Origin of the sequence: Mesorhizobium sp. B2-1-3A (assembly GCF_006442655.1) — a bacterium.
GTDB lineage: Bacteria > Pseudomonadota > Alphaproteobacteria > Rhizobiales > Rhizobiaceae > Mesorhizobium.
In genome coordinates this window covers 130,324-151,862 of record NZ_VFWK01000001.1, presented here as the reverse complement: position 1 = coordinate 151,862, position 21,539 = coordinate 130,324, and the positions used below count along the sequence as shown (strand labels likewise).

At 62.6% G+C, this 21,539-nt stretch carries 26 protein-coding genes; 12 read left to right on the top strand and 14 right to left on the bottom strand.

Annotation, left to right across the window (positions count from 1 at the left end):
• Positions 1 to 64: 64 nt before the first annotated feature.
• Positions 65 to 316: a DUF1127 domain-containing protein gene (locus FJ977_RS00855; RefSeq protein WP_140767824.1), complete on the top strand. Its 252-nt coding sequence runs from the start codon at positions 65 to 67 to the stop codon at positions 314 to 316.
• Positions 317 to 324: 8 nt separating this feature from the next.
• Here FJ977_RS00855 and FJ977_RS00850 read toward each other — a convergent pair whose 3' ends face one another.
• The 6 genes from FJ977_RS00850 to purC form a co-directional block, all read right to left on the bottom strand.
• Positions 325 to 966, bottom strand: a complete 642-nt coding sequence (locus FJ977_RS00850; protein ID WP_140767823.1) for a Pr6Pr family membrane protein — start codon at positions 964 to 966, stop codon at positions 325 to 327.
• Positions 967 to 968: 2 nt separating this feature from the next.
• A complete protein-coding gene (locus FJ977_RS00845) occupies positions 969 to 1,376 on the bottom strand; it encodes a hypothetical protein (RefSeq protein ID WP_140767822.1) in 408 nt (135 codons plus the stop codon).
• Positions 1,373 to 2,038 carry a glutathione S-transferase family protein gene (locus tag FJ977_RS00840; RefSeq protein WP_140767821.1) on the bottom strand — a complete coding sequence of 222 codons (666 nt, stop codon included), beginning with the start codon at positions 2,036 to 2,038 and terminating at the stop codon, positions 1,373 to 1,375. The genes FJ977_RS00845 and FJ977_RS00840 overlap by 4 nt, the downstream gene beginning before the upstream one ends.
• 70 nt (positions 2,039 to 2,108) lie before the next feature.
• The gene (purQ, locus tag FJ977_RS00835) at positions 2,109 to 2,777 is read right to left on the bottom strand and encodes a phosphoribosylformylglycinamidine synthase subunit PurQ (RefSeq protein ID WP_140767820.1); all 669 of its coding nucleotides are present in this window, start codon (positions 2,775 to 2,777) and stop codon (positions 2,109 to 2,111) included.
• A gap of 1 nt (position 2,778) precedes the next feature.
• Positions 2,779 to 3,021 carry a phosphoribosylformylglycinamidine synthase subunit PurS gene (gene purS, locus FJ977_RS00830; protein WP_027051636.1) on the bottom strand — a complete coding sequence of 81 codons (243 nt, stop codon included), beginning with the start codon at positions 3,019 to 3,021 and terminating at the stop codon, positions 2,779 to 2,781.
• Positions 3,022 to 3,064: 43 nt separating this feature from the next.
• A complete protein-coding gene (gene purC, locus FJ977_RS00825) occupies positions 3,065 to 3,859 on the bottom strand; it encodes a phosphoribosylaminoimidazolesuccinocarboxamide synthase (RefSeq protein ID WP_013532127.1) in 795 nt (264 codons plus the stop codon).
• Positions 3,860 to 4,134: 275 nt separating this feature from the next.
• Here purC and FJ977_RS00820 point away from each other — a divergent pair, with 275 nt between their 5' ends.
• Together FJ977_RS00820 and FJ977_RS00815 are read left to right on the top strand one after the other, a co-directional pair.
• Positions 4,135 to 4,455 (top strand): DUF1476 domain-containing protein, encoded by a 321-nt coding sequence (locus FJ977_RS00820; RefSeq protein WP_064991667.1) that lies wholly within the window; start codon positions 4,135 to 4,137, stop codon positions 4,453 to 4,455.
• Between the two features lie 269 nt (positions 4,456 to 4,724).
• Entirely contained in the window at positions 4,725 to 5,498 is a 774-nt protein-coding gene (locus tag FJ977_RS00815) for an HpcH/HpaI aldolase/citrate lyase family protein (protein ID WP_140767819.1), read from the top strand.
• A 38-nt stretch (positions 5,499 to 5,536) separates the two neighbouring features.
• Here the strand turns inward: FJ977_RS00815 and FJ977_RS00810 are convergent, their stop codons facing one another.
• Entirely contained in the window at positions 5,537 to 6,655 is a 1,119-nt protein-coding gene (locus tag FJ977_RS00810) for an acyltransferase (protein WP_140767818.1), read from the bottom strand.
• 169 nt (positions 6,656 to 6,824) lie between these two features.
• The gene (locus tag FJ977_RS00805; RefSeq protein ID WP_140767817.1) at positions 6,825 to 7,373 is read right to left on the bottom strand and encodes an alpha/beta hydrolase; all 549 of its coding nucleotides are present in this window, start codon (positions 7,371 to 7,373) and stop codon (positions 6,825 to 6,827) included.
• 246 nt (positions 7,374 to 7,619) lie between these two features.
• Here FJ977_RS00805 and FJ977_RS00800 point away from each other — a divergent pair, with 246 nt between their 5' ends.
• Complete coding sequence (locus FJ977_RS00800) at positions 7,620 to 8,432, top strand: VOC family protein (protein WP_140767816.1); 813 nt, start codon at positions 7,620 to 7,622, stop codon at positions 8,430 to 8,432.
• Between the two features lie 74 nt (positions 8,433 to 8,506).
• Here the strand turns inward: FJ977_RS00800 and purB are convergent, their stop codons facing one another.
• The 3 genes from purB to FJ977_RS00785 all read right to left on the bottom strand — a co-directional run bounded on the left by purB (position 8,507) and on the right by FJ977_RS00785 (position 11,221).
• Complete coding sequence (gene purB / locus FJ977_RS00795) at positions 8,507 to 9,814, bottom strand: adenylosuccinate lyase (RefSeq protein ID WP_140767815.1); 1,308 nt, start codon at positions 9,812 to 9,814, stop codon at positions 8,507 to 8,509.
• 157 nt (positions 9,815 to 9,971) lie between these two features.
• The gene (locus FJ977_RS00790; protein WP_140769645.1) at positions 9,972 to 10,388 is read right to left on the bottom strand and encodes a hypothetical protein; all 417 of its coding nucleotides are present in this window, start codon (positions 10,386 to 10,388) and stop codon (positions 9,972 to 9,974) included.
• Positions 10,389 to 10,495: 107 nt separating this feature from the next.
• Positions 10,496 to 11,221 carry a DUF2259 domain-containing protein gene (locus FJ977_RS00785; RefSeq protein WP_140767814.1) on the bottom strand — a complete coding sequence of 242 codons (726 nt, stop codon included), beginning with the start codon at positions 11,219 to 11,221 and terminating at the stop codon, positions 10,496 to 10,498.
• Between the two features lie 130 nt (positions 11,222 to 11,351).
• On the opposite strand from FJ977_RS00785, the gene FJ977_RS00780 reads away from it, so the two are divergent.
• Positions 11,352 to 11,606 (top strand): DUF2171 domain-containing protein, encoded by a 255-nt coding sequence (locus FJ977_RS00780; protein ID WP_027051645.1) that lies wholly within the window; start codon positions 11,352 to 11,354, stop codon positions 11,604 to 11,606.
• 9 nt (positions 11,607 to 11,615) lie between these two features.
• Here FJ977_RS00780 and FJ977_RS00775 read toward each other — a convergent pair whose 3' ends face one another.
• The gene (locus FJ977_RS00775; protein WP_140767813.1) at positions 11,616 to 12,638 is read right to left on the bottom strand and encodes a P1 family peptidase; all 1,023 of its coding nucleotides are present in this window, start codon (positions 12,636 to 12,638) and stop codon (positions 11,616 to 11,618) included.
• Complete coding sequence (locus tag FJ977_RS00770) at positions 12,638 to 13,711, bottom strand: ABC transporter substrate-binding protein (RefSeq protein ID WP_140767812.1); 1,074 nt, start codon at positions 13,709 to 13,711, stop codon at positions 12,638 to 12,640. The genes FJ977_RS00775 and FJ977_RS00770 overlap by 1 nt, the downstream gene beginning before the upstream one ends.
• A gap of 182 nt (positions 13,712 to 13,893) precedes the next feature.
• Between FJ977_RS00770 and FJ977_RS00765 the strand changes: the two genes are divergently transcribed.
• The 7 genes from FJ977_RS00765 (at position 13,894) to FJ977_RS00735 (ending at position 20,350) form a co-directional block, all read left to right on the top strand.
• Complete coding sequence (locus FJ977_RS00765) at positions 13,894 to 14,421, top strand: flavin reductase (RefSeq protein ID WP_140767811.1); 528 nt, start codon at positions 13,894 to 13,896, stop codon at positions 14,419 to 14,421.
• Complete coding sequence (locus FJ977_RS00760) at positions 14,418 to 15,347, top strand: MoxR family ATPase (protein ID WP_140767810.1); 930 nt, start codon at positions 14,418 to 14,420, stop codon at positions 15,345 to 15,347. Before FJ977_RS00765 ends, FJ977_RS00760 begins: the two co-directional genes overlap by 4 nt.
• A 4-nt stretch (positions 15,348 to 15,351) precedes the next feature.
• A complete protein-coding gene (locus FJ977_RS00755) occupies positions 15,352 to 16,617 on the top strand; it encodes a VWA domain-containing protein (protein WP_140767809.1) in 1,266 nt (421 codons plus the stop codon).
• Between the two features lie 49 nt (positions 16,618 to 16,666).
• On the top strand, positions 16,667 to 17,005 hold the full coding sequence (locus FJ977_RS00750; RefSeq protein WP_137930017.1) for an XdhC family protein: 339 nt from the start codon (positions 16,667 to 16,669) through the stop codon (positions 17,003 to 17,005).
• 4 nt (positions 17,006 to 17,009) lie between these two features.
• On the top strand, positions 17,010 to 17,747 hold the full coding sequence (locus tag FJ977_RS00745; RefSeq protein WP_140767808.1) for an XdhC family protein: 738 nt from the start codon (positions 17,010 to 17,012) through the stop codon (positions 17,745 to 17,747).
• A 66-nt stretch (positions 17,748 to 17,813) separates the two neighbouring features.
• The gene (locus FJ977_RS00740) at positions 17,814 to 19,424 is read left to right on the top strand and encodes a molybdopterin-binding/glycosyltransferase family 2 protein (RefSeq protein ID WP_140767807.1); all 1,611 of its coding nucleotides are present in this window, start codon (positions 17,814 to 17,816) and stop codon (positions 19,422 to 19,424) included.
• A gap of 32 nt (positions 19,425 to 19,456) precedes the next feature.
• Positions 19,457 to 20,350 (top strand): alpha/beta fold hydrolase, encoded by an 894-nt coding sequence (locus FJ977_RS00735; RefSeq protein WP_246682795.1) that lies wholly within the window; start codon positions 19,457 to 19,459, stop codon positions 20,348 to 20,350.
• 30 nt (positions 20,351 to 20,380) lie between these two features.
• Here FJ977_RS00735 and FJ977_RS00730 read toward each other — a convergent pair whose 3' ends face one another.
• Positions 20,381 to 21,436 (bottom strand): DUF1176 domain-containing protein, encoded by a 1,056-nt coding sequence (locus FJ977_RS00730; RefSeq protein WP_140767806.1) that lies wholly within the window; start codon positions 21,434 to 21,436, stop codon positions 20,381 to 20,383.
• Positions 21,437 to 21,539 lie beyond the last annotated feature (103 nt).

Genomic DNA, 21,539 nt, shown 5'->3' with positions numbered 1-21,539 from the left:
GTGAGTCAATACATATCAATCTCGCACCAAAAAGGGTGCAATTGATAATTTTGGCAGAAAGAAAATGGATACAATCGCGACAATCCGTCCTTCAAGAGCCGTATTTCCAGGCCAGGCGCTCCGCCCGTCGGGTCGTCGCGGCTTTGTCAACCGCCTGGTGCGGGTGGTCGGCTCGCTGGCGACATGGATAGACCATTTGCTGGAACGCCGGCGCACCCGGCTGGCATTGCTGGAAATGACCGATGATCAGCTCAAGGATATCGGCATCTCGCGCTGCGACGCCCACCGTGAAGGTATCAGGCGTTTCTGGGAATAGCTCCGGTCCTACCGGACGCTGTTGGTCCTGAGACGCGCGACGCCGTGATCGGCCAGAACGGCAACGAAGCATATCACCAGAAACAGCGCGGTGATGGCCAGTGCCGCAATGGCGACACTGGTTGCGCCGTTCTTGGCGACATCGAGGAAGGGGTAGGGCACCTCGCCGGCGAACGGCGCCCTCGCCAGCGCATAGGCCAGGTAGGCGATGGGATAGAGCACCCACCAGGAAATGTCGCTCCATCTCGTTCTGCCGTCGGCGCCTGATATCAGCCACCACAGCACGAACACAACCGGCGTCACGTAGTGCAGCAGCACATCGCAGAGCAGGAACAGGCCCTGCGGCTGCCACAGACGCGCCAGAACGGTGGCATAGACGATGAAGACCAGGGCGATCGACACGGCGACTCCCGCGCGCATCCGGGGCCCGGCGAAAGCGGGCAGCCACGCGTAGCCGCTGGATGACAGCAGCGAGGTGTAGATCAGCACGGCGCCGATATTGGTCAGGATGGTGAAGAAACTGAAATAGAACACGATCGAGCCGAGCAGGCTGCGGCCGGCTTCCATCGACGCCGGAATGGTGATGCAGAATTGCAGGACAAGGCCGGCCAGACCGATGGCCAGACCCGCTACCTGCAGGAAGCGGCCCATCGTCAGGCGGTCGCGGCGCAGGCCGGATTACCGGCTTGCCAGCGCGCTATATCCGAACCGATGCGCGCGCCGAGCGGGTCGTTCATCAACGGTCCGAACACGTCGACGCGGCTCGAATTGCCTTGCGCCTGCACGACCAGCAATGGCTTTCCGCCATAGTGCTTGGCCGGCACCAAAAGGAAACGCGGCGTGCCGCTGAAGGAATTCAACTCATTGGCCATCTGATATTGCTTGAAGGCCGGGTCCTTGCTGGCGATCCAGCATTTGTGGGCGGCGATTGCGACCTGTTCCATGGCCAACAGCGACGCACTCTTGCCCGAGGGCACAGGCGTGCTTTTCGGGGTCGATTGGCACGATGCCAGGGCAAGGCCTGCGGCAGCGACGAGGACGATCGTCTTGCTCTTGATCAAGCGGCACCCATCTCGAGTTCGGACAGAAAAATTTTCAGGCCGTCGGTCATCTCGCCCCATACGCGCGACAAGGCCGGATGCTGCGAGGCGATCTGCTCATAGGCATCGAATTTGGGATAGGCGTCGAGCAGGTCGTGGCGGCCCGTCATGGCGCGGAAATTGTTGAAGATGAATCGGGTCGGCGTCAGCCAGGCATCGGCGAAGCTGATGTCGTTGCCGAGGGCGAAGGGGCCTTGCGCCATGCGTGCCTCGATCGCCGCCAACCCGTGGTGCAGGCGTGCGAATTGGGCGTCGATCTCGGCATTGTTGCGCTTCGGCACGGAATGCAGCTCGAAAAGCTTCATTGTCGGCGTCAGCACGTCTAGATCGGTGATGCGGGCGAACATGCGCACCAGCGCGCGGTCCTTGGAATCGGGCGGCAGCAGCGCCGGTTCCGGAAACCGTTCCTCCAGGTATTCGGCGATGACCACCGATTCGACGATGGTTTCGCCCGAGCCGGTGATCAGCACCGGAATCCGGTTCATCGGCGAGATGGCGCGAAACTCTTCGGGGATCGGAAAACCCGGCGGCGGCGCGATGATCTTGAGCGGTACGTCCTTGATATAGGCCAGCGCGCGCACGATAGATGAGTAGGGCGACAACGGCCGCGAATAGAGTTTCATGACCGTCTCTCTCCCCAGAGCAATGGACTTGATGTCCTTGTAATTCTTACCGCATTCGCGGCTGAACGCGTCAAGCGGCGATACCGAGCGCACCTTCGAAGAGTGCACGGCCGTCGCTGCCGCCATGGGCGGCTTCGATCAGGTTTTCGGGATGAGGCATCAGGCCGAGCACATTGCCTTGCTCGTTGATGATGCCGGCAATGTCGTTGATCGAACCGTTGGGATTGGTGCCTTCCGCATAGCGGAACACTACCTGGCCTTCGCCTTCGACGCGGGCGAGCGTCTCGGTGTCGGCAAAATAGTTGCCGTCATGGTGCGCCACCGGCGAGCGGATGATCTGGCCCGGCTGATAGCGGCGGGTGAACATGGTGTTGGCGTTGGTGATCTGCAGTTTTACCTGCCGGCAAACGAATTTCAGCGAACTGTTGCGCATCAAGGCGCCCGGCAGCAGGCCGGCCTCGACCAGGATCTGAAAACCGTTGCAGACGCCGATGACCATCACGCCCTTGGCCGCCTTCTCAGCGACAGCCCGCATGACCGGCATGCGTGCGGCAATGGCGCCACAGCGCAGGTAGTCGCCGAAGGAAAAGCCGCCGGGAATGGCGATCAGGTCGACATCGGGGATCTCGGTGTCGGTCTGCCAGACGGTGGCTGGCGCCTTGCCGGAAATCTTGGTCAGCGCCGCGATCATGTCGCGGTCGCGATTGAGGCCAGGCAGGAGGACAACGGCAGATTTCACGTTAGGCGATCTCCACTGCGTAATTCTCGATCACCGTGTTCGCCAGCAGCTTGTCGCACATGGCCTTGAGATCGGCCTCGGCCTTGGCCTTGTCGCTTTCCGCCAGTTCGACGTCGAACACCTTGCCCTGCCGCACCGCGCCGACGCCATCAAAGCCAAGCCCCGACAGCGCGTGTTCGATCGCCTTGCCTTGCGGGTCGAGAACGCCGTTCTTGAGAGTGACGGTAATGCGGGCCTTGATCACGCTGGACATGCTCCTGTTCTGAGTATTGGGTCGCAAGCCGCTCTTAGTGCGGCTTGCCCTTGAGGCCGTCGGTCGAGGCGACAAGCACCGGACCGGTGGGGCGGGGTGGCTCGTTCTCGTTCATGATGCCGAGGCGGCGGGCGACTTCCTGATAGGCCTCGACAAGGCCGCCCATGTCGCGGCGGAAACGATCCTTGTCGAGCTTGTCCTGCGTCGCCACGTCCCACAGGCGGCACGAATCCGGCGAAATCTCGTCGGCGACGACAATGCGCATCATGTCGCCTTCGAACAGGCGGCCGCACTCGATCTTGAAGTCGACGAGCTGGATCCCTACACCCATGAACAGACCAGAGAGGAAGTCATTGACGCGGATGGCGAGCGCCATGACGTCGTCGATCTCCTGCGGGCTGGCCCAGCCGAAGGCGGTAATATGCTCTTCCGACACCATCGGATCATCGAGCGCGTCGGCCTTGTAGTAGAATTCGATGATCGAGCGCGGCAGGACGGTGCCTTCCTCGATGCCGAGGCGCTTCGACAGCGAGCCGGCGGCGACGTTGCGCACCACCACTTCGAGCGGAATGATCTCGACTTCCTTGATCAGCTGCTCGCGCATGTTGAGCCGGCGGATGAAGTGGGTCGGAATGCCCATGCGGTTCAAGTGGTTGAAGATATACTCGGAAATGCGGTTGTTGAGCACGCCCTTGCCGTCGATGACCTCGTGTTTCTTCTTGTTGAACGCGGTTGCATCGTCCTTGAAGAACTGGATGAGCGTGCCCGGTTCGGGTCCCTCATAGAGGATCTTGGCCTTGCCTTCATAAATGCGGCGGCGATTTTTCATCTGAATTTTTCTCTGGATTTGCGGGCAGGCGGCAAGCGACCAGTTCCTGTCCGTCTGCCTAAATTAGTGCGGCGACGGTTGGGTTCAATGCCGGGTCTATCCCAATCACATCGTTTGCTCAATCGGCAAATCCTTCCAATCAACCGCTTTCGGGACTGAAATGCCGCAGCGCAGCATATGACGAAGCGTATTGACCGGCTCGCGACCTTTTGGTTTGTGCTTTGGCAACACACATATCACCTGCCAACGAATCGGATTTAACCCGGAGGGACGCCATGAGCAGCATGAAAGACCGCGAAGAGGGCTTCGAACGCAAGTTTGCATTCGACGAGGAGCTTCGATTCAAGGCCTCGGCGCGCCGCAACAAGGCGCTCGGCCTGTGGGCCGCCGAAAAGCTCGGAAAGTCGGGTGCCGACGCCGACGCCTACGCCAAGGAAGTGGTTGTTTCCGATATCGAGGAAGCCGGCGACCACGACGTGTTCCGCAAGATCCGCAAGGATTTCGATGCCGCCGGCATCGATCAGTCGGACCATCAGATCCGCCGCACCATGGACGAACTGATGGCGCAGGCAATCGAGCAGATCAAAAACACCTGATCCGGGCTGAGCAGGTTCCGCAAAAGTGTCCCACGGTTTTGCGACCGAACCTGCGACAAAACAAGAATGACTGGACCAATCGACCGCCCGGCCAAACCGGGCGGTTTTTCTTTGCCTTTGCCGAAGTTTCCGGCTGAAACTGCATTTGAGCGACGTGCGTCCTGTTGGACGCACAAGGTCCGCTCTGACGCTGATAGCGTTGTCGCATCGTGTTTCCGAAATCGAACCGATTTTCGGGCCGATGCGACGTTAACGAGGAAAGAGATTAGATGTCCCTGAAGTCCCGCCTTGCCGCCGATGAAACGCTGATCACCGCCTGGTCGGGTGTGCCGGATGCCCTGACCGTCGAGATCCTCGCCAAACAGGGCTTCGACGCCGTCACGCTCGACATGCAGCATGGCGGCCATCATGAAGACAGCGTGCTGCGCGGTCTGGCGCCGGTGCTCGCCACCGGCAAGCCCGGGCTGGTGCGTATTCCCGTCGGCCGTTTCGACATGGCCAGCAGGGCGCTCGATTTCGGCGCCGAGGCGGTCATCGCTCCGATGGTGAATTCGGTGGGCGACGCAAGGCTGTTCGCCGCGGCGATGAAGTATCCGCCGCTCGGCGAGCGCTCATGGGGTCCGACCTATGCCTTTCCACGCCACGGCAAGGGCGACTATGCCGAATGGCTGCGCGATACCAACCAGCGCACGATGGCGTTTGCGATGGTCGAGACGCGCGCCGCGCTCGACGCGCTCGACGGCATTCTCGACACGCCGGGCATCGACGGCATTTTCCTCGGACCATCGGATTTCTCGATCGCCTGGACCAACGGCGCCACGGTCAATTCCACGCTGGAGAGCATGATGGAGACGGTGGCGTCGGTTGCCGAGCGCACCCGCAAGGCCGGAAAACATGCCGCCATCTATGTCGTCGAACCGGCAATTGCCGGCCGTGTCGTCTCGATGGGCTATCGTCTGCTCGCCACGGGATCCGAGCATGCGTTGATTTCGCTGGGGGCAAAGACCCTGCTGAAGAGCATACAGGACTCGATCGGATCCTGAATCCAAGCCGGACCAACTGCCCTCACGGCGTCGGGCGGTCAGGCGCTCGCCGCAGCAGGGGCGGCGATAGGGCTGCCGCGCCTGAACCTGAACAGGGCGCCGAGCACCTGGACCCACCAGTTGTTGAAGGTCATCAGCGGCAACGCCACGAGGATGGAACCCAGTATGGCGGCGGCGGCACCGAGTGCGGTGGAGCCGCTGACCAGCAGGGCCCATGAACCCAGCGAGCAGATAACGGGTACATGCACGAGGTAGAGCGGGAAAGACAGGTCGCCCAGGAAACGTGCCCCCTTGCCCGAGAGCCATGATGGAGGCTCATCCACACTCAGCACGGCGTAGACCAACATGATGCTTGCCGGGATGGCCACGCAGGCTTGCCGTAGGCCGACATCATCAGAAACTGCGGTCTCAAGCAGCGCAAGGGAAACGATCACCATGGCGCCTGTTACCCAGCGATTCGGACGCAAACCCATGGCGAGAAGCGGATAGAGCATGAAGCTGGCCGGAAAGGCACAGAAGAAGAAGCTGACTTGCAGCGCCAGGAAGACGCCTGTCGCTATGCAGAACAAGGAGAGCAGCGTCCAGCGGCCTTGGAGGAAAAAGACGATCGGTGCGAGGGCGAAGGTGAGCATGCTCCCCCAGAACTCGACCATCATGGTCCACAGGCTGGTGTCATAATATTTGTCGCCGTAGATAAATGTCCGCCAGGCCCCCTGCAGGAAGGCGTCCGAAAAGCTCGCTGTCTCCGGCGACAGCACCTTCGAGGCATTGCCGAATCTGCCCAGCCACTCGGATTGGGTGACCGCAGCCGCATCCTGGAAGAAATACAGATCGAGCTTGAAGATGGCACAGGATAACAGAACCGCAACAAGCACTGGTCCGGCCAGACGAGGCAAACGCTTTATCGCACCCAGCAACAGATCTTGCGCCTTTCGGGACTGGAAATAACGCCTGACAAGCACATAGGAAGAGAGGACGAAAAACAAGTAGACGGCAGAGCCGCCATTGAAGGCGATGAAAGCCAGACCTGTCTTGAGGGATTGCGCGGCGTTGTCTTCGCCCTCCGCTACCGGCGCAAAAGCGCGCAAAGTATGCCCATTCACGACGACAAGCGCTGCGGCACCCCTCAAGAATTCGAGTGAAGCGTCCTTGCGCAAGCGCTTACCTTCGTTTGAGCGTGAAGAGTTTTATTTAGCAATCTTGCATATTTGCACGTGACGAACAGAGTTCGCCCCGCGCAAGAAGTATCGCGAGCCGCCTTAAATTATTGTTTATTGGGACTCGACGGTTTCTTCGGGTATTTTCTGCGCCGGCTTTGGGCCTGAATCACAGATCCGTCAGGAACTTGGCAAAGGTCATCGAGCCTTCGGGCCAGGGGCCGAAGCCTGAATCCTGGTTGAGATGGCCGGTCTCGCCGGCATCGATAAACAGCGAACCCCAGGCGCCGGCAATGTCCTCTGCGACATCGAAGGCGCAGAACGGATCGTTGCGGCTGGCAATCAGGATCGAAGGAAAAGGCAGCGGCTCGCGCGGATAGGGGCCGAAGGTCATCAGGTGCTTCGGCTTGATCATGGGGTTGGCGACATCGGGCGGCGCCACGAAGAAGGCGCCGGCAACCGGCTTGACGAATTGCGGTATGGCCTGCACGGCCGCAGCCACACCCAGCGAATGCGCGACGATGACGACAGGCCTCTCGGCCTCGTTTACCGCCTTGGCCACACTTGCGGTCCAGTCGTCGCGCACCGGCTTCGACCACTCCGCCTGCTCGACGCGGCGCGCCGTTGACAGCTTCGACTGCCAGCGGGTCTGCCAATGCTCGGGTCCGGAATTGGTGTAGCCCGGAACGATCAGGATATCTGCGTCTTTGACTTTCATGGCGCTGAGATAGCGAGCGCGATTGTCTCATGCAACCGTCGACAGGCAAGCTCTTGAGCTGAAATGGTGAACACCATGTTCGCTTTTCGCCGTCTTGTGTGAACGATGGCGATCGACGATTTGTGGTGAGGAGAAAAACAGCCGTGGAGGACCGGGATTTTGGCACTGACACGACGTACAATGATCGGCGGCGCCGGGCTTCTGGCTTTGGGAGCTTCATCAAGCGTTGCCGCAACGGAGACAATGATGAGTGAATTGCCATTTGCCGCCACCACGCCGGTGAGCGTTGCCCGCGTCGGGCTGAAGGCGCGCGATGCCGAAAGCCTCGCTGCCTATTACCGCCGGGTCGTCGGCCTGCAGGAATTGAGCCGTGCCGATGGCGCGATCACGCTCGGCGCCACCAACCGACCGTTGCTGGTGCTCGAGCCGGATGCTTCGGCCAAGCCGGACGATCCGCGCAGCGCCGGCCTGTTCCACACGGCCTTCCTGCTGCCCAGCCGTGCCGATCTCGGCCGCTGGATCAACCACGCCATATCAGACAAGATCGCCATTGAGGGCGCCTCGGACCATTTGGTCAGCGAGGCGCTATACCTGACCGATCCCGAAGGCAACGGCATCGAAATCTATGCCGACCGCCGTCCACAGGACTGGAAATGGAATGGTGACAAGGTCGCCATGGCGACGGAGCGGTTGAACGTCCCTGCGGTCGTTGGCGAAGTGCCGGCGGGCGATGCGGGCTGGCAAGGTGCGCCGGAAAACAGCATTATCGGCCATGTCCACCTGCGCGTCGGCAGGCCGGAAGAGGCGGAGGCCTGGTGGAACCAGGAGTTCGGCTTCGACACGGTGGCCAAGTATGGCGGCCAGGCGGTGTTCCTGTCGTCAGGCCATTACCACCACCACATCGGCGCCAATGCCTGGCAAAGCGCCGGCGCCGGCCGCCGCGACCCGGCCCGCTCGGGCCTTGCCTGGGTCGAGATGCGTTCGGACAATGTTACCGGCGAAACGACCCGCGAGGACCCCTGGGGCACCGTGATCAGGACTGTGCCTGGAAAGGCCTGATCGGCTTTTCCATCACAAGTGCGAATACGAAAGGCCCGCCGGCAAGGCGGGCCTTTTCCCTGAGGACTGGGCTCTCAAGCTTCCCCAAACACCCGCCTGAAGATCGTGTCGACATGCTTGGTGTGGTAGCCAAGGTCGAATTTCTCACGGATTTCCGTCTCGGGAAGCGCGGCGGTCACTTCCTTGTCGGCCAAAAGTTCTTCAAGAAAATCAGCGCCTTGTTCCCAGACCTTCATGGCGTTGCGCTGCACCAGCCGATAGGAATCCTCGCGCGACAGGCCGGCCTGCGTCAGCGCCAGCATCACGCGCTGCGAATGCACCAGGCCGCGGAACTTGTTCATGTTCTTCAGCATGTTCTCGGGATAGACGACCAGCTTTTCGACGACGCCGGTCAGGCGTGACAGGGCGAAATCCAGCGTCACCGTGGCGTCCGGTCCGATCATGCGCTCGACAGAGGAATGCGAGATATCGCGCTCATGCCAGAGCGCCACATCCTCCATCGCAGGCAGCGCCATGGAGCGCACCATGCGGGCAAGGCCGGTGAGGTTTTCCGTCAGCACCGGATTGCGCTTGTGCGGCATTGCCGACGAGCCTTTCTGGCCCGGCGAAAAATACTCTTCCGCTTCCAGCACCTCGGTGCGCTGCAGATGCCTGATCTCGGTCGCCAGCCGCTCCATCGACGAGGCGATGACACCGAGCGTGGCAAAGAACATGGCGTGGCGGTCGCGCGGGATCACTTGCGTCGACACCGGTTCCGGCTTTAGCCCGAGCTTCGCCGCGACATGCTCCTCGACATAGGGTTCGATGTTGGCGAAGGTGCCGACCGCCCCGGAAATGGCGCAGGTGGCGATGTCTTCCCGCGCATGCACCAGCCGCTCGCGGCAGCGCGAGAATTCGGCATAGGCCTGCGCCAGCTTGATGCCGAAGGTTGTCGGCTCGGCATGGATTCCGTGGCTGCGGCCGATGGTGACGGTGTCCTTGTGCTCGAAGGCGCGGCGTTTGAGGGCGGCAAGCAGGCCGTCAATATCGGCGAGCAGGATGTCGCTGGCGCGGGTAAGCTGGACCGCAAAGCAGGTGTCCAGGACATCCGAAGACGTCATGCCCTGGTGGATGAAACGCGCGTCCGGTCCGACGAATTCGGCAAGATGGGTCAGGAAGGCGATGACATCATGCTTGGTGACGCGCTCGATCTCGTCGATCTTCTCGACGTCGAATTTCGCGGCATTGCCCTTTTCCCAGATCGTTCTTGCCGCTTCCTTCGGGATCACGCCGAGTTCGGCCAGCGCATCGCAGGCATGGGCCTCGATTTCGAACCAGATGCGAAACCGGGTTTCGGGCGACCAGATGGCGACCATTTCCGGCCGGGAATAGCGAGGGATCATCGGTCAGTCCTGATGTATCTAGAGCAATCCAGGAAAAGTGCGCAGCGGTTTTCCCACGGGAATTGCGAAAAAGAAGGAGTTAGAGCGGGTCGGCGGTTCTACCAAACGCTGAACCGCTCCGGGTTAGCCCGCGTCCTAACAGAGGCGGACGAAATGCTCAACGCCGCTGCCGTGCAAACCAGAGGCTGGCGGCAAACAAGGCGATGAACCCAAGCGGAAAATAGAGCCGGATGCCCAGCACAACGAACTGGTAGAGCGCCACCGCCATTGTGAAGGCGAACTGAAACCCCCAGGTGAGAGTGAAGACGGGCGCATGCCATTCGGCATAGTAGGACCGGTACTGCAAGGCATAGAGTCCGGCGGTCAGCCCGATCGTCACGGCGGCAAGGCACACCATTGCTGCCGCGAAGGCGACCTCCCAGCCCCTTCCGAGCGAGACCAGCCGTGCCGCGAACAAGCCAACCGGAAATGCCAGGGCGCCGCCGCCCGCGAACAGCAGCGACACTGTGCGGATTTTATCCGGCGTCACCCAACTATCCAGCAACGACAGGTTGACGAGCGCGCTGGCGCCCATCGTGGCAGCCCACAGGAGGGCACCGAGAAGGGCCGTGCGCGGCGTTGGTGTCGCGTGGCGAAAGCGGGCGAGGGCACGATTGGACGTGGCGAGTTGAGCAAGCGGTGTCACAGGCGACCGGTCACCGCGATCCAGCGATAGTCCGGCCCCTCGAAGCCATATTGGCGCACAGCGATCAGCACCGCATAGGCGCTGAGGCTGTCCATCGAGAATGTCTGCACCGCGCCGATGCGGTAGCCGTTCGGACACCCCCGACTCTTGGGGATCGATTTGTCTTCATGCAGCAATTTGGTGGTACCGCCGTCCTGCGCTTCGATACGCAGCAGTTTGAAGCCATTGATCTCGCCCTGGCTCTGGCAGCCTTCGGTATTGTTCATGCCGATCTCGTCCAGCCGGAACTCGAGCGGCTGGTCGACCGGAGAGAAGATCGGTCGCGGATTGACCACCATGCGGTGCGGATCGGCCGAAAGCTCGGTCACCGGGTTGAAGCCGGCGGTGATGCCGCGATTGGCGCTCAGCTCGGTCTGGCTGACAATGGCCTCGCCCTTTTGCCGGACCTGCAGGCGAGCGCTGTCGAGCGTGGCATTCTCGTCGTCAAGCCGGACCCTGATTGGGGTGCCCTTGAGAAAGCTGTCATTGCTCGTGTCGATGTAATAGCGGTTGGCATAGGGAAAGCCCGACCCGTCCTGGACACCATATTCCTCGAAGGCGAACACGCCGCCGTCCTTGGTGAAGCCAAGGATTTCAAGCTCGGCGACATCGCCGGCCTGGGCGACGATCGATGCCGCAAACTGCACCGCCAGGGAAACGGCAAACAGGAAAAGCAGTCGCATTGTTTCACTCCGACAGCCGCGATCGTTCAATCCCTAGCACGACCGAATCAAAACGTCGTGCGGGTCGAAAGCCGATGCATCCAAACGGCTTGTCATTTGTTATTGTCGGCAGTCCCAATGGAGAACCACCATGACCGACACCAGCAAGATTCGTGAGCATATGGAAGTCGTCGGCGCCGATGGCGTGCATGTCGGCACCGTCGACAAGGTTGACGGCCAGCGTATCAAACTGACCAAGGCCGACAGCGGCGAGGGTGCTCACAAGGGCCATCATCACTACATTCCCCTGGCCCTGGTTGCCGAGGTCGACGGCAAGAAAGTCTGGCTGTCGGCGAATTCCGATGTCGCGGTGACGTTCGAGGAAGAAAAGTCCGATCCGACCTGATCGACGTCTTCAGCTCCGGCGCGACCAGACCGGGAACAGATCGTTCTCGGCTGGCGTCGCGGCAAACACGCCGCGGCTGATGGCGCGTGCCATGGTGGCGCCGGCTGCGGCGTAGAGGTCGATTGCCGCATCGGCTTCGAGCCGGATGCCGCTCGTTCCCGTCGCCAGTGCAAACACGAGATCGCCATCGGCAGGCGTATGTGTCGGCCAGATGGCGCGCACGAAGCCGTCATGCGCCGACATGGCCAGGCGCTTCGCCGCGGCCTTGGTGAGAACCGCGTCCGTGGCGATGACGGCAATGGTGGTGTTGCCGCCGGTTTCCATCTGCTTGCCTGCCTGCTTGTCGCGGTATTTCAGCGATATCCGCGTCGCATCGTCCGGCATCGGCGAGGGATAGCCAAGCCCGCCGAATTCGCCGCCGATTTCGAAGGGTGCTGCCCAGAAATGGCGGGTGCGGCCGACGGTCACCGATCCGGTCGGATTGACGGCGGCCAGCGCCCCGATGGTGACGCCGCTATCGAGCAGCGTCGAGGCCGAGCCCAGGCCGCCCTTCAGCCCCGCGGTCAGCGCACCGGTGCCGGCGCCGGCCGTGCCGAGCTGGAAATCGGTGGCGGCGGATTGAGCTGCTTCATAGCCAAGGTCGCGGTAAGGGGGGTAGCGGCCCCAGTCCTTGTCGCCGCCATTGCGCAGGTCGAACAGGATCGCTGCCGGCACGATCGGCACGCGAAAGCCGCCGACCTCGAAGCCGATGCCGCGCTCGCGCAGCGCGGCCTGCACGCCGGACGCCGCATCAAGGCCGAAAGCCGAACCTCCCGACAGCACCACGGCATGGACCGCCTCGACCGAATTGTGCGGTTCGAGCAGGTCCGTCTCGCGCGTGCCCGGCGCGCCGCCCAGGATCTGGACACCGGCCACCGCCGGTTCGTCGCAAAGCACCGTCGTCACGCCAGACTTCAGCATGGCGTCGGAAGCGTTGCCGACGCGCAGGCCGGCAACATCGGTGATAAGATTGCGCGGGCCGGTGCGGAACATCAATTGCCTTCCAAGGGCACGAAACGCGTGCCGTCGAAGCGGAAGACGCGGTAGAGGCTCTGGCTGAGGTCGCCCTTGGCGTCGAAGCGGACTGGCCCGATCGCCGTGGTGAAATCATGGCCGGTCAGTGCGTCGGCGAGGATCCCGCCCGAGCTACCGGACGAGGCCGCTGCGGCCTTGGCGATCTCTATCGCTGCATAGGCCGGCAGCGTGTAGCCGTCCGGCACGATTTTCTGCGCGGAGAAGTTTTCCAGCACCTTTGCGTCGGCGACATCGGCCCATTCCGGCGGTGCGATCATCAGCGTGCCCGTCGCATAGGGCACGTCCGCGGGTGGCGTGCGCAGATTTTCGCCGCCGGCAAAGACAATGCCGGCCTGGAGCTGCGCCGCGTCGCGGCCCATGATGGCGATGTCGTCGCCGTCGCCGCCGGCAAAGACATGCGTGGCGCCGGCCTTCTTCAGCCGCCCGATCATCCCTATCTGGTTGTCGAGCTGCGGCCGGAACGTATCGACGAACACCGGTTTCAGCGCCGCTTGCTCGGCGGCCGCGCGAAATGTTTCCGCCATCTCGCGCCCGTAGATGGTGCCGTCGTCGATGATGGCGAACAGCTCGTTCTGCCACAGGCGGGTGAGGGTGGAGGCGACGGCGTTGCGCTCGTCGTCGCCGCGCGGTCCGAGGCGATAGACCGGCCAGCCGGTCTTGGCGCGGCGGTCGGTCAGGCTCTCGGTTCGCACGCCGACGGTGATGACCGGTATGTTGGCTTCCTTGAGGATCGGCATCGCCGCCTCGATGGATTCGGTACAAAGGAAGCCGACCACGACACTGACCTTGGCCGCGGCAAAAACCCTGGCCGCGGCGGCACCGCCATCGGCGGTGCAGGCATCGTCCTCGGTCTTGAGTTCGATGCCGTTTGCCTGCGCCGCCAGCTCGGCGCCGGCCTGGATCTGTTTGCCGAGGATGGCCGATGGACCTGACAAGGGGGTGGCGACGCCGATCGTCAGCGTCTGTGCGCCGGCGGTGCCGGCCAGGAACAGCCAGGCCAGTGCGGCCGATATCGTTGCCCCGGGTCGCATCCTGCCGAAGAGTTCCTCCAGACCCGCGATGACAGCGCGGGCGCCAATTACCGCCAAGACCTAAAGGCTGCCCGGCCTTGGTGCAACACGCGAATTCAGGGATATGGGCCAAGCACTTCGCTTGTGGCATGTCATGTCTGGCCATATATAGCGGTAGGGGTTCTGGCTGTGGAAAAGTTCTTGTGCTGAAGAAGAATGACATTGGACCGCAGGCCTATCGCGACGCGATGAGCCATTTTGCCGGTCACGTCCATGTGGTCACGACAGACGGCCCTGCCGGCAAGCGCGGCACCACGGTGATCGCCGCCTGTTCCGTGTCGGACACCCCTCCGACCATTCTGGTCTGCCTCAACCGTGAAAATGCCAAGAATGAGCTGTTCGTGAAAAACGGCAAGTTTGCCTTGAACACGCTGGCTTCGCACCAGGAGCCGCTGTCGATCGGCTTTTCCGGCATTACCGGTCTGCCGGTCGAGGAGCGTTTTGCGCTCGGCGAATGGGATGTGATTTCCACCGGCGCGCCGACGCTCAAGGGCGCGCTCGCGGTCTTCGACTGCGAATTGATCGACACCAAGGACCTGGCCACCCATCGTGTGCTTTTTGGCAAGGTGACAGGCCTGCGCATGGGCGATAATTTGCGGCCGCTGATCTACCACGCCCGCGGCTATCACGTCCTGGACAGCGGAGCGGCGGCGTTCACGGAGAAAGAATGACCGAACTGAAACCGCGCCCCGTGCCGCGGACGATCGACGAGACGCTCGATCTCCTGACCGGCGCGGACTATGTGGCGGACCGGTCGCTGGCGACCGTGCTGTTCCTGTCGTTGCGCATGAACCGGCCCTTGTTCCTCGAGGGCGAGGCCGGCGTCGGCAAGACCGAAATCGCCAAGGTGTTGGCGCAGGCGCTTGGCCGCCGGCTGATCCGGCTGCAGTGCTATGAAGGGCTCGATGTCTCCTCCGCCGTCTACGAGTGGAACTACGCCGCGCAGATGATCGAGATCCGCATGGAGGAGGCGGCCGGCAAGGTCGACCGCTCCGCCATGGAGCGCAACGTATTCTCCGAAAAATACCTGATCCGCCGCCCGGTGCTCGATGCGCTGACCGGCAAGGCAGGTGCCGCGCCTGTCTTCCTCATCGATGAGCTCGACCGCACCGACGAAGCCTTCGAGGCCTTCCTGCTCGAAATCCTCTCCGACTATCAGGTGACAGTGCCCGAACTCGGCACCATCAAGGCGGAAGAGCCGCCGATCGTCATCATCACCACCAACCGCACCCGCGAGATCCACGACGCCTTGAAGCGGCGCTGCCTCTATCACTGGGTCGCCTATCCCAATGCCGAGCGCGAACTGGAGATCGTGCGCCGCAAGGTGCCGCGGGCCAACCAGCGGCTTTCGGCGGAGGTGGTCTCCTTCATCCAGAAGCTGCGCCAGATCGAGCTGTTCAAGGTGCCGGGCGTCGCGGAAACCATAGACTGGGCCGGCGCGCTGACGGAACTCGACAAGGTGGCGCTCGATCCGGAGACCGTATCCGACACGATCGGCGTGCTGTTGAAATACCAGGACGACATTGCCCGCATCGGTTCGGGTGAAGGCCGGCGCATCCTCGACGAGGTCAAGGCCGAGCTCGCGGCGGCGGAGTAGCGCGATGAGGGCGCCGGGTGCTTACCCCAAAGAGGCCGACCCCACGGAGGCGACGGCGGATGGGCGCATCGCCGACAACATCGTCTATTTCGCCCGCACCTTGCGCAAGGCCGGCATGCGGGTCGGGCCGGCTTCCGTCAAGGATGCCATCGAGGCGGTGCTGGCCGCCGGCATCGGCTCGCGCGACGATTTCTATTGGACCCTGCATGCCGTGCTGGTGTCCAGGCATGAGGATCACCCGACCTTCGACGAGGCCTTCCGGCTGTTCTGGAAATCGCGCGAACTGATCGAGAAATTGCTGGCGATGTTTTCCCCTGTGGCGCCTGACGTCAGGGAGAAGCAGAAGCCGCGAGCGGCCGAAAACCGTGTCAGCCAGGCGATGTTCGAAGGCCACCAGAAGAACCAGCCGCCGCAGGAAGTCCCTGAGATCGAGGTCGATGCCCGCTTCACCTTTTCCGGCAGCGAGGTGCTGCGGGGCAAGGATTTCGCCCAGATGAACGCAGCCGAGATGGCCGATGCCAGGAAGGCGATCGCCGAGCTGCGGCTGCCCGTCGACATGGTGCGGACAAGGCGCTTCAAGGCCGACGCGCATGGCCGCCGCATCGATCCGCGCGCCATGATGCGCTCAGCCGCGCGCACCGGCGGCGAATTGATCCTGCCGAAATTCCGTTCAGCACGTGAAGTTCATCCGCCGCTGGTGGTGCTGGCCGACATTTCCGGCTCGATGAGCCAGTACACGCGCATCTTCCTGCATTTCCTGCACGCCCTGACGGAAAAGCGCCGGCGCGTGCACACTTTCGTCTTCGGCACGCGGCTGACAAACCTGACCCGGCAGATGCGCCATCGCGATCCCGATGCCGCCCTCGCCGACTGTTCGATGGCGGTCAAGGACTGGTCCGGCGGCACACGAATCGGTGACACGCTGGCCGAGTTCAACCTGATATGGTCGCGGCGCGTGCTGGGGCAGGGTGCGGTGGTGCTTCTGATAACCGACGGGCTGGAGCGTGACGATGTCGCCGGCCTCTCGGAGGAGATGGAGCGGCTGCACAAATCCTGCCGGCGGCTGATCTGGCTGAACCCGTTGCTGCGCTTTGATGGTTTTCAGGCGCGCGCCCGCGGCGTCAAGGCGATGCTGCCGCATGTCGACGAATTCCGCTCGGTGCACAATCTCGATGCGCTCGCCGACCTCTGCGCGTCACTCGACAAGAAGTCGGCACAATCGGTCGACCCGCGCCGATGGATTGACGCTGGCGAGAGACACGCCGCATAGCCATATGTTTTCTCGGCCCTTGGAAAAACAGACCCTGAGAGAAGCAACGATGAGTGACAGTCTTTATCTCGATGAAGCCCGCGATCCGCTGATCATCGCGGAGGGTTGGATGAAGGACGGCAAGGATGTCGCTATCGCGACCGTGGTCGAGACCTGGGGTTCGGCGCCACGCCCGGTCGGCAGCCACCTTGTCATCGATGCTGACGGCAATTTCCACGGTTCTGTCTCTGGCGGCTGCGTCGAGGGCGCCGTGGTGACCGAAGCGATCGACGTCATCGGCTCCGGCAAGGCCAGGATGCTGGAGTTCGGCGTTGCCGACGAGACCGCCTGGCAGGTCGGCCTGTCCTGCGGTGGCCGTATCAAGGTTTATGTGGAAAGGCTTGGCTGATCCAATGGATCCGTATTCGCTGAAAACGCTCAACGAGGAGCGCCGCGCCCGCCGCGCGGCGATACTCGTCACCGATCTCGGCGATGGCCGCGACCGCATCGTGCGTGAGGGCGACCAGGTCGCGGGCGATCTTGGAGCCGCGATCGCCAGGGCATTTCGATCGGGCAATTCCGGTTCCGTCGAGGCGGAAGGACGGACCTTCTTTCTCAATGCGCATCTGCCGCAGCCGCGCCTCGTGGTGATCGGTGCCGTCCATATCAGCCAGGCGCTGGCGCCGATGGCCAGGATCGCTGGCTATCCCCTGGAGATCATCGATCCGCGCACGGCCTTCGCCACATCGGACCGCTTTCCCGACATCGCCCTGCATGCCGAGTGGCCGGAGGATGTGCTGAAGCGCCAGCCACTCGACAGTTACACGGCGCTTGCCGCCGTCACTCATGACCCGAAGATCGACGACTTCGCGTTGAAGGCGGCGCTCGACGCCAACTGCTTCTATGTTGGCGCGCTTGGCAGCCGCAAGACCCATGCAAAGCGCGTCGAACGCCTGCTGGCGCTGGGCGCGACTGCCGACCAGATAGCCGGCATCCATGCGCCGATCGGACTCGACATCGGTGCCGCCAGCCCCGCCGAGATCGCCGTCGCGGTGCTGGCGCAGACCATCTACGCCTTCCGCTCGCGCGGCCTTGATGCCTCCGCATCGGCCCAAGGATCGGAATCGATTTTGGAGAAGCACGATGCGTAGATTCAAAGCAGCAGAGCGTTCTTTGCGCGTCCAAGTGGACGCGCGGCGCTCTGCGGGCGCTGTCGCGTGAAATTCGGTCCGGTTGCCATTGAAGAGGCCGAAGGCGCGGTGCTGGCGCACGCCACCACCGCCGGCGAAAAGCGGTTTCGCAAGGCGCACAGGTTGAGCGCCGAAGACATCTCCCTGCTCAAGCGGGCAGGTATCTCGCAGGTCGTCGCTGCCGTGCTTTCCTCCGAAGATCTCGGCGAGGACGCCGCGGCGCAAAAAATTGCCGAGAGCATGAGCTTCAGCGGCATCGATGTCAGGCCGGCCGCCACCGGCCGGGTCAATCTCCACGCCAGGGCATCGGGCATCTTCACGGTCGATGCCGCGATGATCGACGCCATCAACGCCGTTGATCCCGCCATCACCCTTGCCACGCTGGCGCAGCATGCGCCGGTCGAAAAAGGGCAGATGGTCGCAACGGTGAAGATCATCCCATTCGCGGTCAGCTCCGCGCTGGTCGATGCGGTCGCGAAAATCTGCGCCGGCGGCGAGATCTTTGCCGTCAATGCCTATCGGCCGGTGCGTGTCGGGGTCATCCAGACGGTCCTGCCGGGCATCAAGCCCAGCGTACTCGACAAGACGCTACGCGTCACCGAGGCACGGTTGGCGCGTTCGGGCGGCAGGCTGACGGCGGAGCGCCGCACGCCGCATGAGATCGCGCCGGTGGCGCAGGCTGCGAGCTCGCTGGTGCGCGAGAACGACATGGTGGTGATCTTCGGCGCCTCGGCGATGAGCGATTTCGCCGATGTCGTTCCGGCGGCGATCGAGATGGCGGGCGGGACTGTCATCCGCGCCGGCATGCCTGTCGATCCCGGCAATCTTCTGGTGCTGGGAACGCTTGCCGGCAAGCGCGTCATCGGCGCGCCCGGCTGCGCCCGCAGCCCCAAGGAAAACGGCTTCGACTGGGTGCTTGACCGTCTGGTTGCCGGCCTCGACGTCACCGCAAAGGACATCGCCGGCATGGGAGTCGGCGGGCTGTTGATGGAAATCCCGACGCGGCCGCAGCCGCGCGAACCCCTGCCGGCCAAGACCCATCTCAAGGTCGCCGCCGTGCTTCTGGCCGCCGGCCGGTCGAGCCGCATGGGTGGACCGAACAAGCTCATGGCGCTGTTCGATGGCAAGCCGCTGGTGCGCCGCACCGCCGAGCGCGCGCTTGGCTCGAAGGTATCGGGCACGATCGTCGTTACCGGCCATCAGCGCGAACGGGTGCGCGCGGCATTGCAGGGGCTCGACGTCACCTTCGCCGACAATCCCGATTTCGCCGATGGCCTGTCCACCTCGCTGAAAGCCGGCATTGCCTATCTGCCCGAAGACATCGCCGCTGCGATGATCGTTCTGGGTGACATGCCTGGCGTTGAGTCGGACGATCTCGACCGGTTGATCGATGCCTTCCGTAGAGCCGGAGGCAATTCGGTGGTTCGCGCCTCGCATGCGGGCAAGCGCGGCAATCCGGTGCTTTTGCCGCGCTCGCTGTTCCCGGCCATCGCCCACCTCGAAGGCGACACCGGCGCTCGCCATCTGGTCGAGGCCGAAGGGCTCGATGTCATCGATGTCGAGATCGGCGAGGGCGCGTCTGTCGACGTCGACACTCGCGAAGCGCTCGAAGGCGCCGGCGGCGTGCTGCAGGATTGACAAACCCGAGTTTCATTACGCATGCCTGCGGTATGGCTTCTCGTATCCACTCCCCATTCCACGGCCTTCTGGTCGCAGCGTTTGTTCTTTGCCCTGTTGGTTACGCCCATGCTCTCGAACTGAAACCCTTCAAGGATGATCTTTTCGCCTATCCGGCGACATTATCCACCGGCGACGGCGGCGCCTATACGGTCATCGACTATCGCGAGATGCGCGACATCAACCAGCGTGACGAGGTGCCGGAAAAGCGCGTCCACCCGCAATACACCGACGCCAGCGTACGCAAGGTGCAGCAGGATCTGATGTTGAAGACCGACGCCGGCGATGTCAGGCATGTCGCCGTCGGCAAGACGCAAGGCGCCGCGATCATCGTGCTCTACCTGCACGGGCAGGGTGGCAGCCGCAAACAGGGGGTCGACGACTTCACCTTCGGCGGCAATTTCAACCGCATCAAGAACCTGATGGCCGGCAATGGCGGTCTTTATCTCTCGCCGGATTTTCCGGATTTCGGCGACAAGGGTGCCGCACAAGTCGCGGCTCTGATCGATCACTATGCAGAGCAGTCGCCTGGCGCGAAGATCTTCGTCGCCTGCGGCTCAATGGGTGGTGCGCTGTGCTGGAAGCTTGCCGGGCGCAAGGATACGGGCGGCCGCATAAATGGCTTGCTGCTGCTCGGATCGCTGTGGGACGAGAGCTTTTTTGCCAGCCCCGCCTTCAAACGCCGCGTGCCTGTCTTCTTCGGTCAAGGCAGCCATGACGTGGTCTTCCCCGTGGCGAACCAGGAAGCGTTCTTCCGCTCCATCCTGGCCAAATCGAAGACCTACCCGACCCGCTTCGTCCGTTTCGAGACGGGCACCCACGGCACGCCAATCCGCATGGCCGACTGGCGCGGAACGCTCAATTGGATGCTGTCGAAGGCGCCTTGATCGACTGGCTGGCCTGAAGCCGTTCGGTGCTCAAGGCGCGGTGTTGTAGTCGACAACCGTCTGCGGGTTTTCCTCGCCGTCATAGGACGCGTCGACATCATACTGGACCAGCGAGAAATCGCCATTGCGGAACAGATAGGTGCCCGATGAAGAGGCATCTCCGACGCCGCGCCATTTGTCGAACGTCGTGATCGTGTGGGCATCCTTGTCATAGTTGGAATTGGTCGCCCAGCCTGTCGTCCGGAAGCCGACAATGTGCATGGATTCGACCTTGCCTTCGCTGTCATTGTTCACGTAGCGAATGTCCATCTCGGGCTCGGTGAACTGCAACTGCCGCACCCCTGACACATCGTCGCTCATGTAGTAGACGGAGTTTTCATTGTAGGCTGCGGCCGAGCAGGAGAAATGGAAGAGGCGTGTTTCCTTGTCGGGATCGGCGGGCTGTGCATCCTTGTCCTTGTATTTGATCGAAAAAGTCTCCGGCTCATTGGCCAGAAGCTCCTTGTCGCACTGGTCGCCATAGGTCGCCAGGAAAGCCTTCTTGGCCTGCTCCAGCGCGGTGTCCTTCTTGGGTGGCGGTGGGCCGTCGCCGCAGCTTGGCGGCACAGCTTCCTCGAAATCGGCGGTCGAAGGTTTCAACGCGCCTTTTTCGATGTGGATCGGATCAAAGGGCGGCGCCGCCTGGATCTGGGCATTCACCTGGCGCAGCGTGTAGCAGCCGGCAAAGACCTTCTCGCCGCCGCTCTTGTCCGTGGCCCGAATGGCGACTGGGACGTTATAGAAGATGCTGCCTGCGGCACCTTCGTCCGAAATGGCACCGGTCGCGACTTCCACCTTGTTAGTGCCGTCATAGCCTTTGACGAAGCTGTCGAAATCCTTAGCCGGCTTCGTATCGCCATAGTAACCCCAAGCGCGGGCGAATTCATGCCGGTTGATGGCGCTGTAGAGGGAGCGGATCACCGCCTCGGCGCTCGAGCGGTCGTCGACATAGGGCGCTTCGGGCGCGGTGTCATCGGCGGCCAGCGCCGCGTGGCCAGACATGGCAAGGGAGAGAAGGGAAGTCGCTGCGAGAAGGACGCGTCTCATCGGGAATCTCCGCTCGATAACGGAAATTCTACCACCGCGATTGCGGCGGCGTGGTGACGCGGAGCCCGCGGCGCTTGAAGAATCGTTCGCACAGGCGCTACGT

Coding starts and splice junctions, on each gene's coding strand:
- FJ977_RS00760 (WP_140767810.1), top strand. CDS start 14,418: ATGACCGAACTGAAACCGCGCCCCGTGCCGCGGACGATCGACGAGACG.
- FJ977_RS00805 (WP_140767817.1), bottom strand. CDS start 7,373: ATGAAAGTCAAAGACGCAGATATCCTGATCGTTCCGGGCTACACCAAT.
- FJ977_RS00840 (WP_140767821.1), bottom strand. CDS start 2,038: ATGAAACTCTATTCGCGGCCGTTGTCGCCCTACTCATCTATCGTGCGC.
- FJ977_RS00755 (WP_140767809.1), top strand. CDS start 15,352: ATGAGGGCGCCGGGTGCTTACCCCAAAGAGGCCGACCCCACGGAGGCG.
- FJ977_RS00770 (WP_140767812.1), bottom strand. CDS start 13,711: ATGCGACCCGGGGCAACGATATCGGCCGCACTGGCCTGGCTGTTCCTG.
- FJ977_RS00855 (WP_140767824.1), top strand. CDS start 65: ATGGATACAATCGCGACAATCCGTCCTTCAAGAGCCGTATTTCCAGGC.
- FJ977_RS00730 (WP_140767806.1), bottom strand. CDS start 21,436: ATGAGACGCGTCCTTCTCGCAGCGACTTCCCTTCTCTCCCTTGCCATG.
- purB (WP_140767815.1), bottom strand. CDS start 9,814: ATGATCCCTCGCTATTCCCGGCCGGAAATGGTCGCCATCTGGTCGCCC.
- FJ977_RS00815 (WP_140767819.1), top strand. CDS start 4,725: ATGTCCCTGAAGTCCCGCCTTGCCGCCGATGAAACGCTGATCACCGCC.
- FJ977_RS00745 (WP_140767808.1), top strand. CDS start 17,010: ATGGATCCGTATTCGCTGAAAACGCTCAACGAGGAGCGCCGCGCCCGC.
- FJ977_RS00820 (WP_064991667.1), top strand. CDS start 4,135: ATGAGCAGCATGAAAGACCGCGAAGAGGGCTTCGAACGCAAGTTTGCA.
- FJ977_RS00850 (WP_140767823.1), bottom strand. CDS start 966: ATGGGCCGCTTCCTGCAGGTAGCGGGTCTGGCCATCGGTCTGGCCGGC.
- FJ977_RS00750 (WP_137930017.1), top strand. CDS start 16,667: ATGAGTGACAGTCTTTATCTCGATGAAGCCCGCGATCCGCTGATCATC.
- FJ977_RS00785 (WP_140767814.1), bottom strand. CDS start 11,221: ATGCGACTGCTTTTCCTGTTTGCCGTTTCCCTGGCGGTGCAGTTTGCG.
- FJ977_RS00800 (WP_140767816.1), top strand. CDS start 7,620: ATGAGTGAATTGCCATTTGCCGCCACCACGCCGGTGAGCGTTGCCCGC.
- FJ977_RS00780 (WP_027051645.1), top strand. CDS start 11,352: ATGACCGACACCAGCAAGATTCGTGAGCATATGGAAGTCGTCGGCGCC.
- FJ977_RS00735 (WP_246682795.1), top strand. CDS start 19,457: ATGGCTTCTCGTATCCACTCCCCATTCCACGGCCTTCTGGTCGCAGCG.
- FJ977_RS00790 (WP_140769645.1), bottom strand. CDS start 10,388: ATGGGCGCCAGCGCGCTCGTCAACCTGTCGTTGCTGGATAGTTGGGTG.
- purC (WP_013532127.1), bottom strand. CDS start 3,859: ATGAAAAATCGCCGCCGCATTTATGAAGGCAAGGCCAAGATCCTCTAT.
- FJ977_RS00775 (WP_140767813.1), bottom strand. CDS start 12,638: ATGTTCCGCACCGGCCCGCGCAATCTTATCACCGATGTTGCCGGCCTG.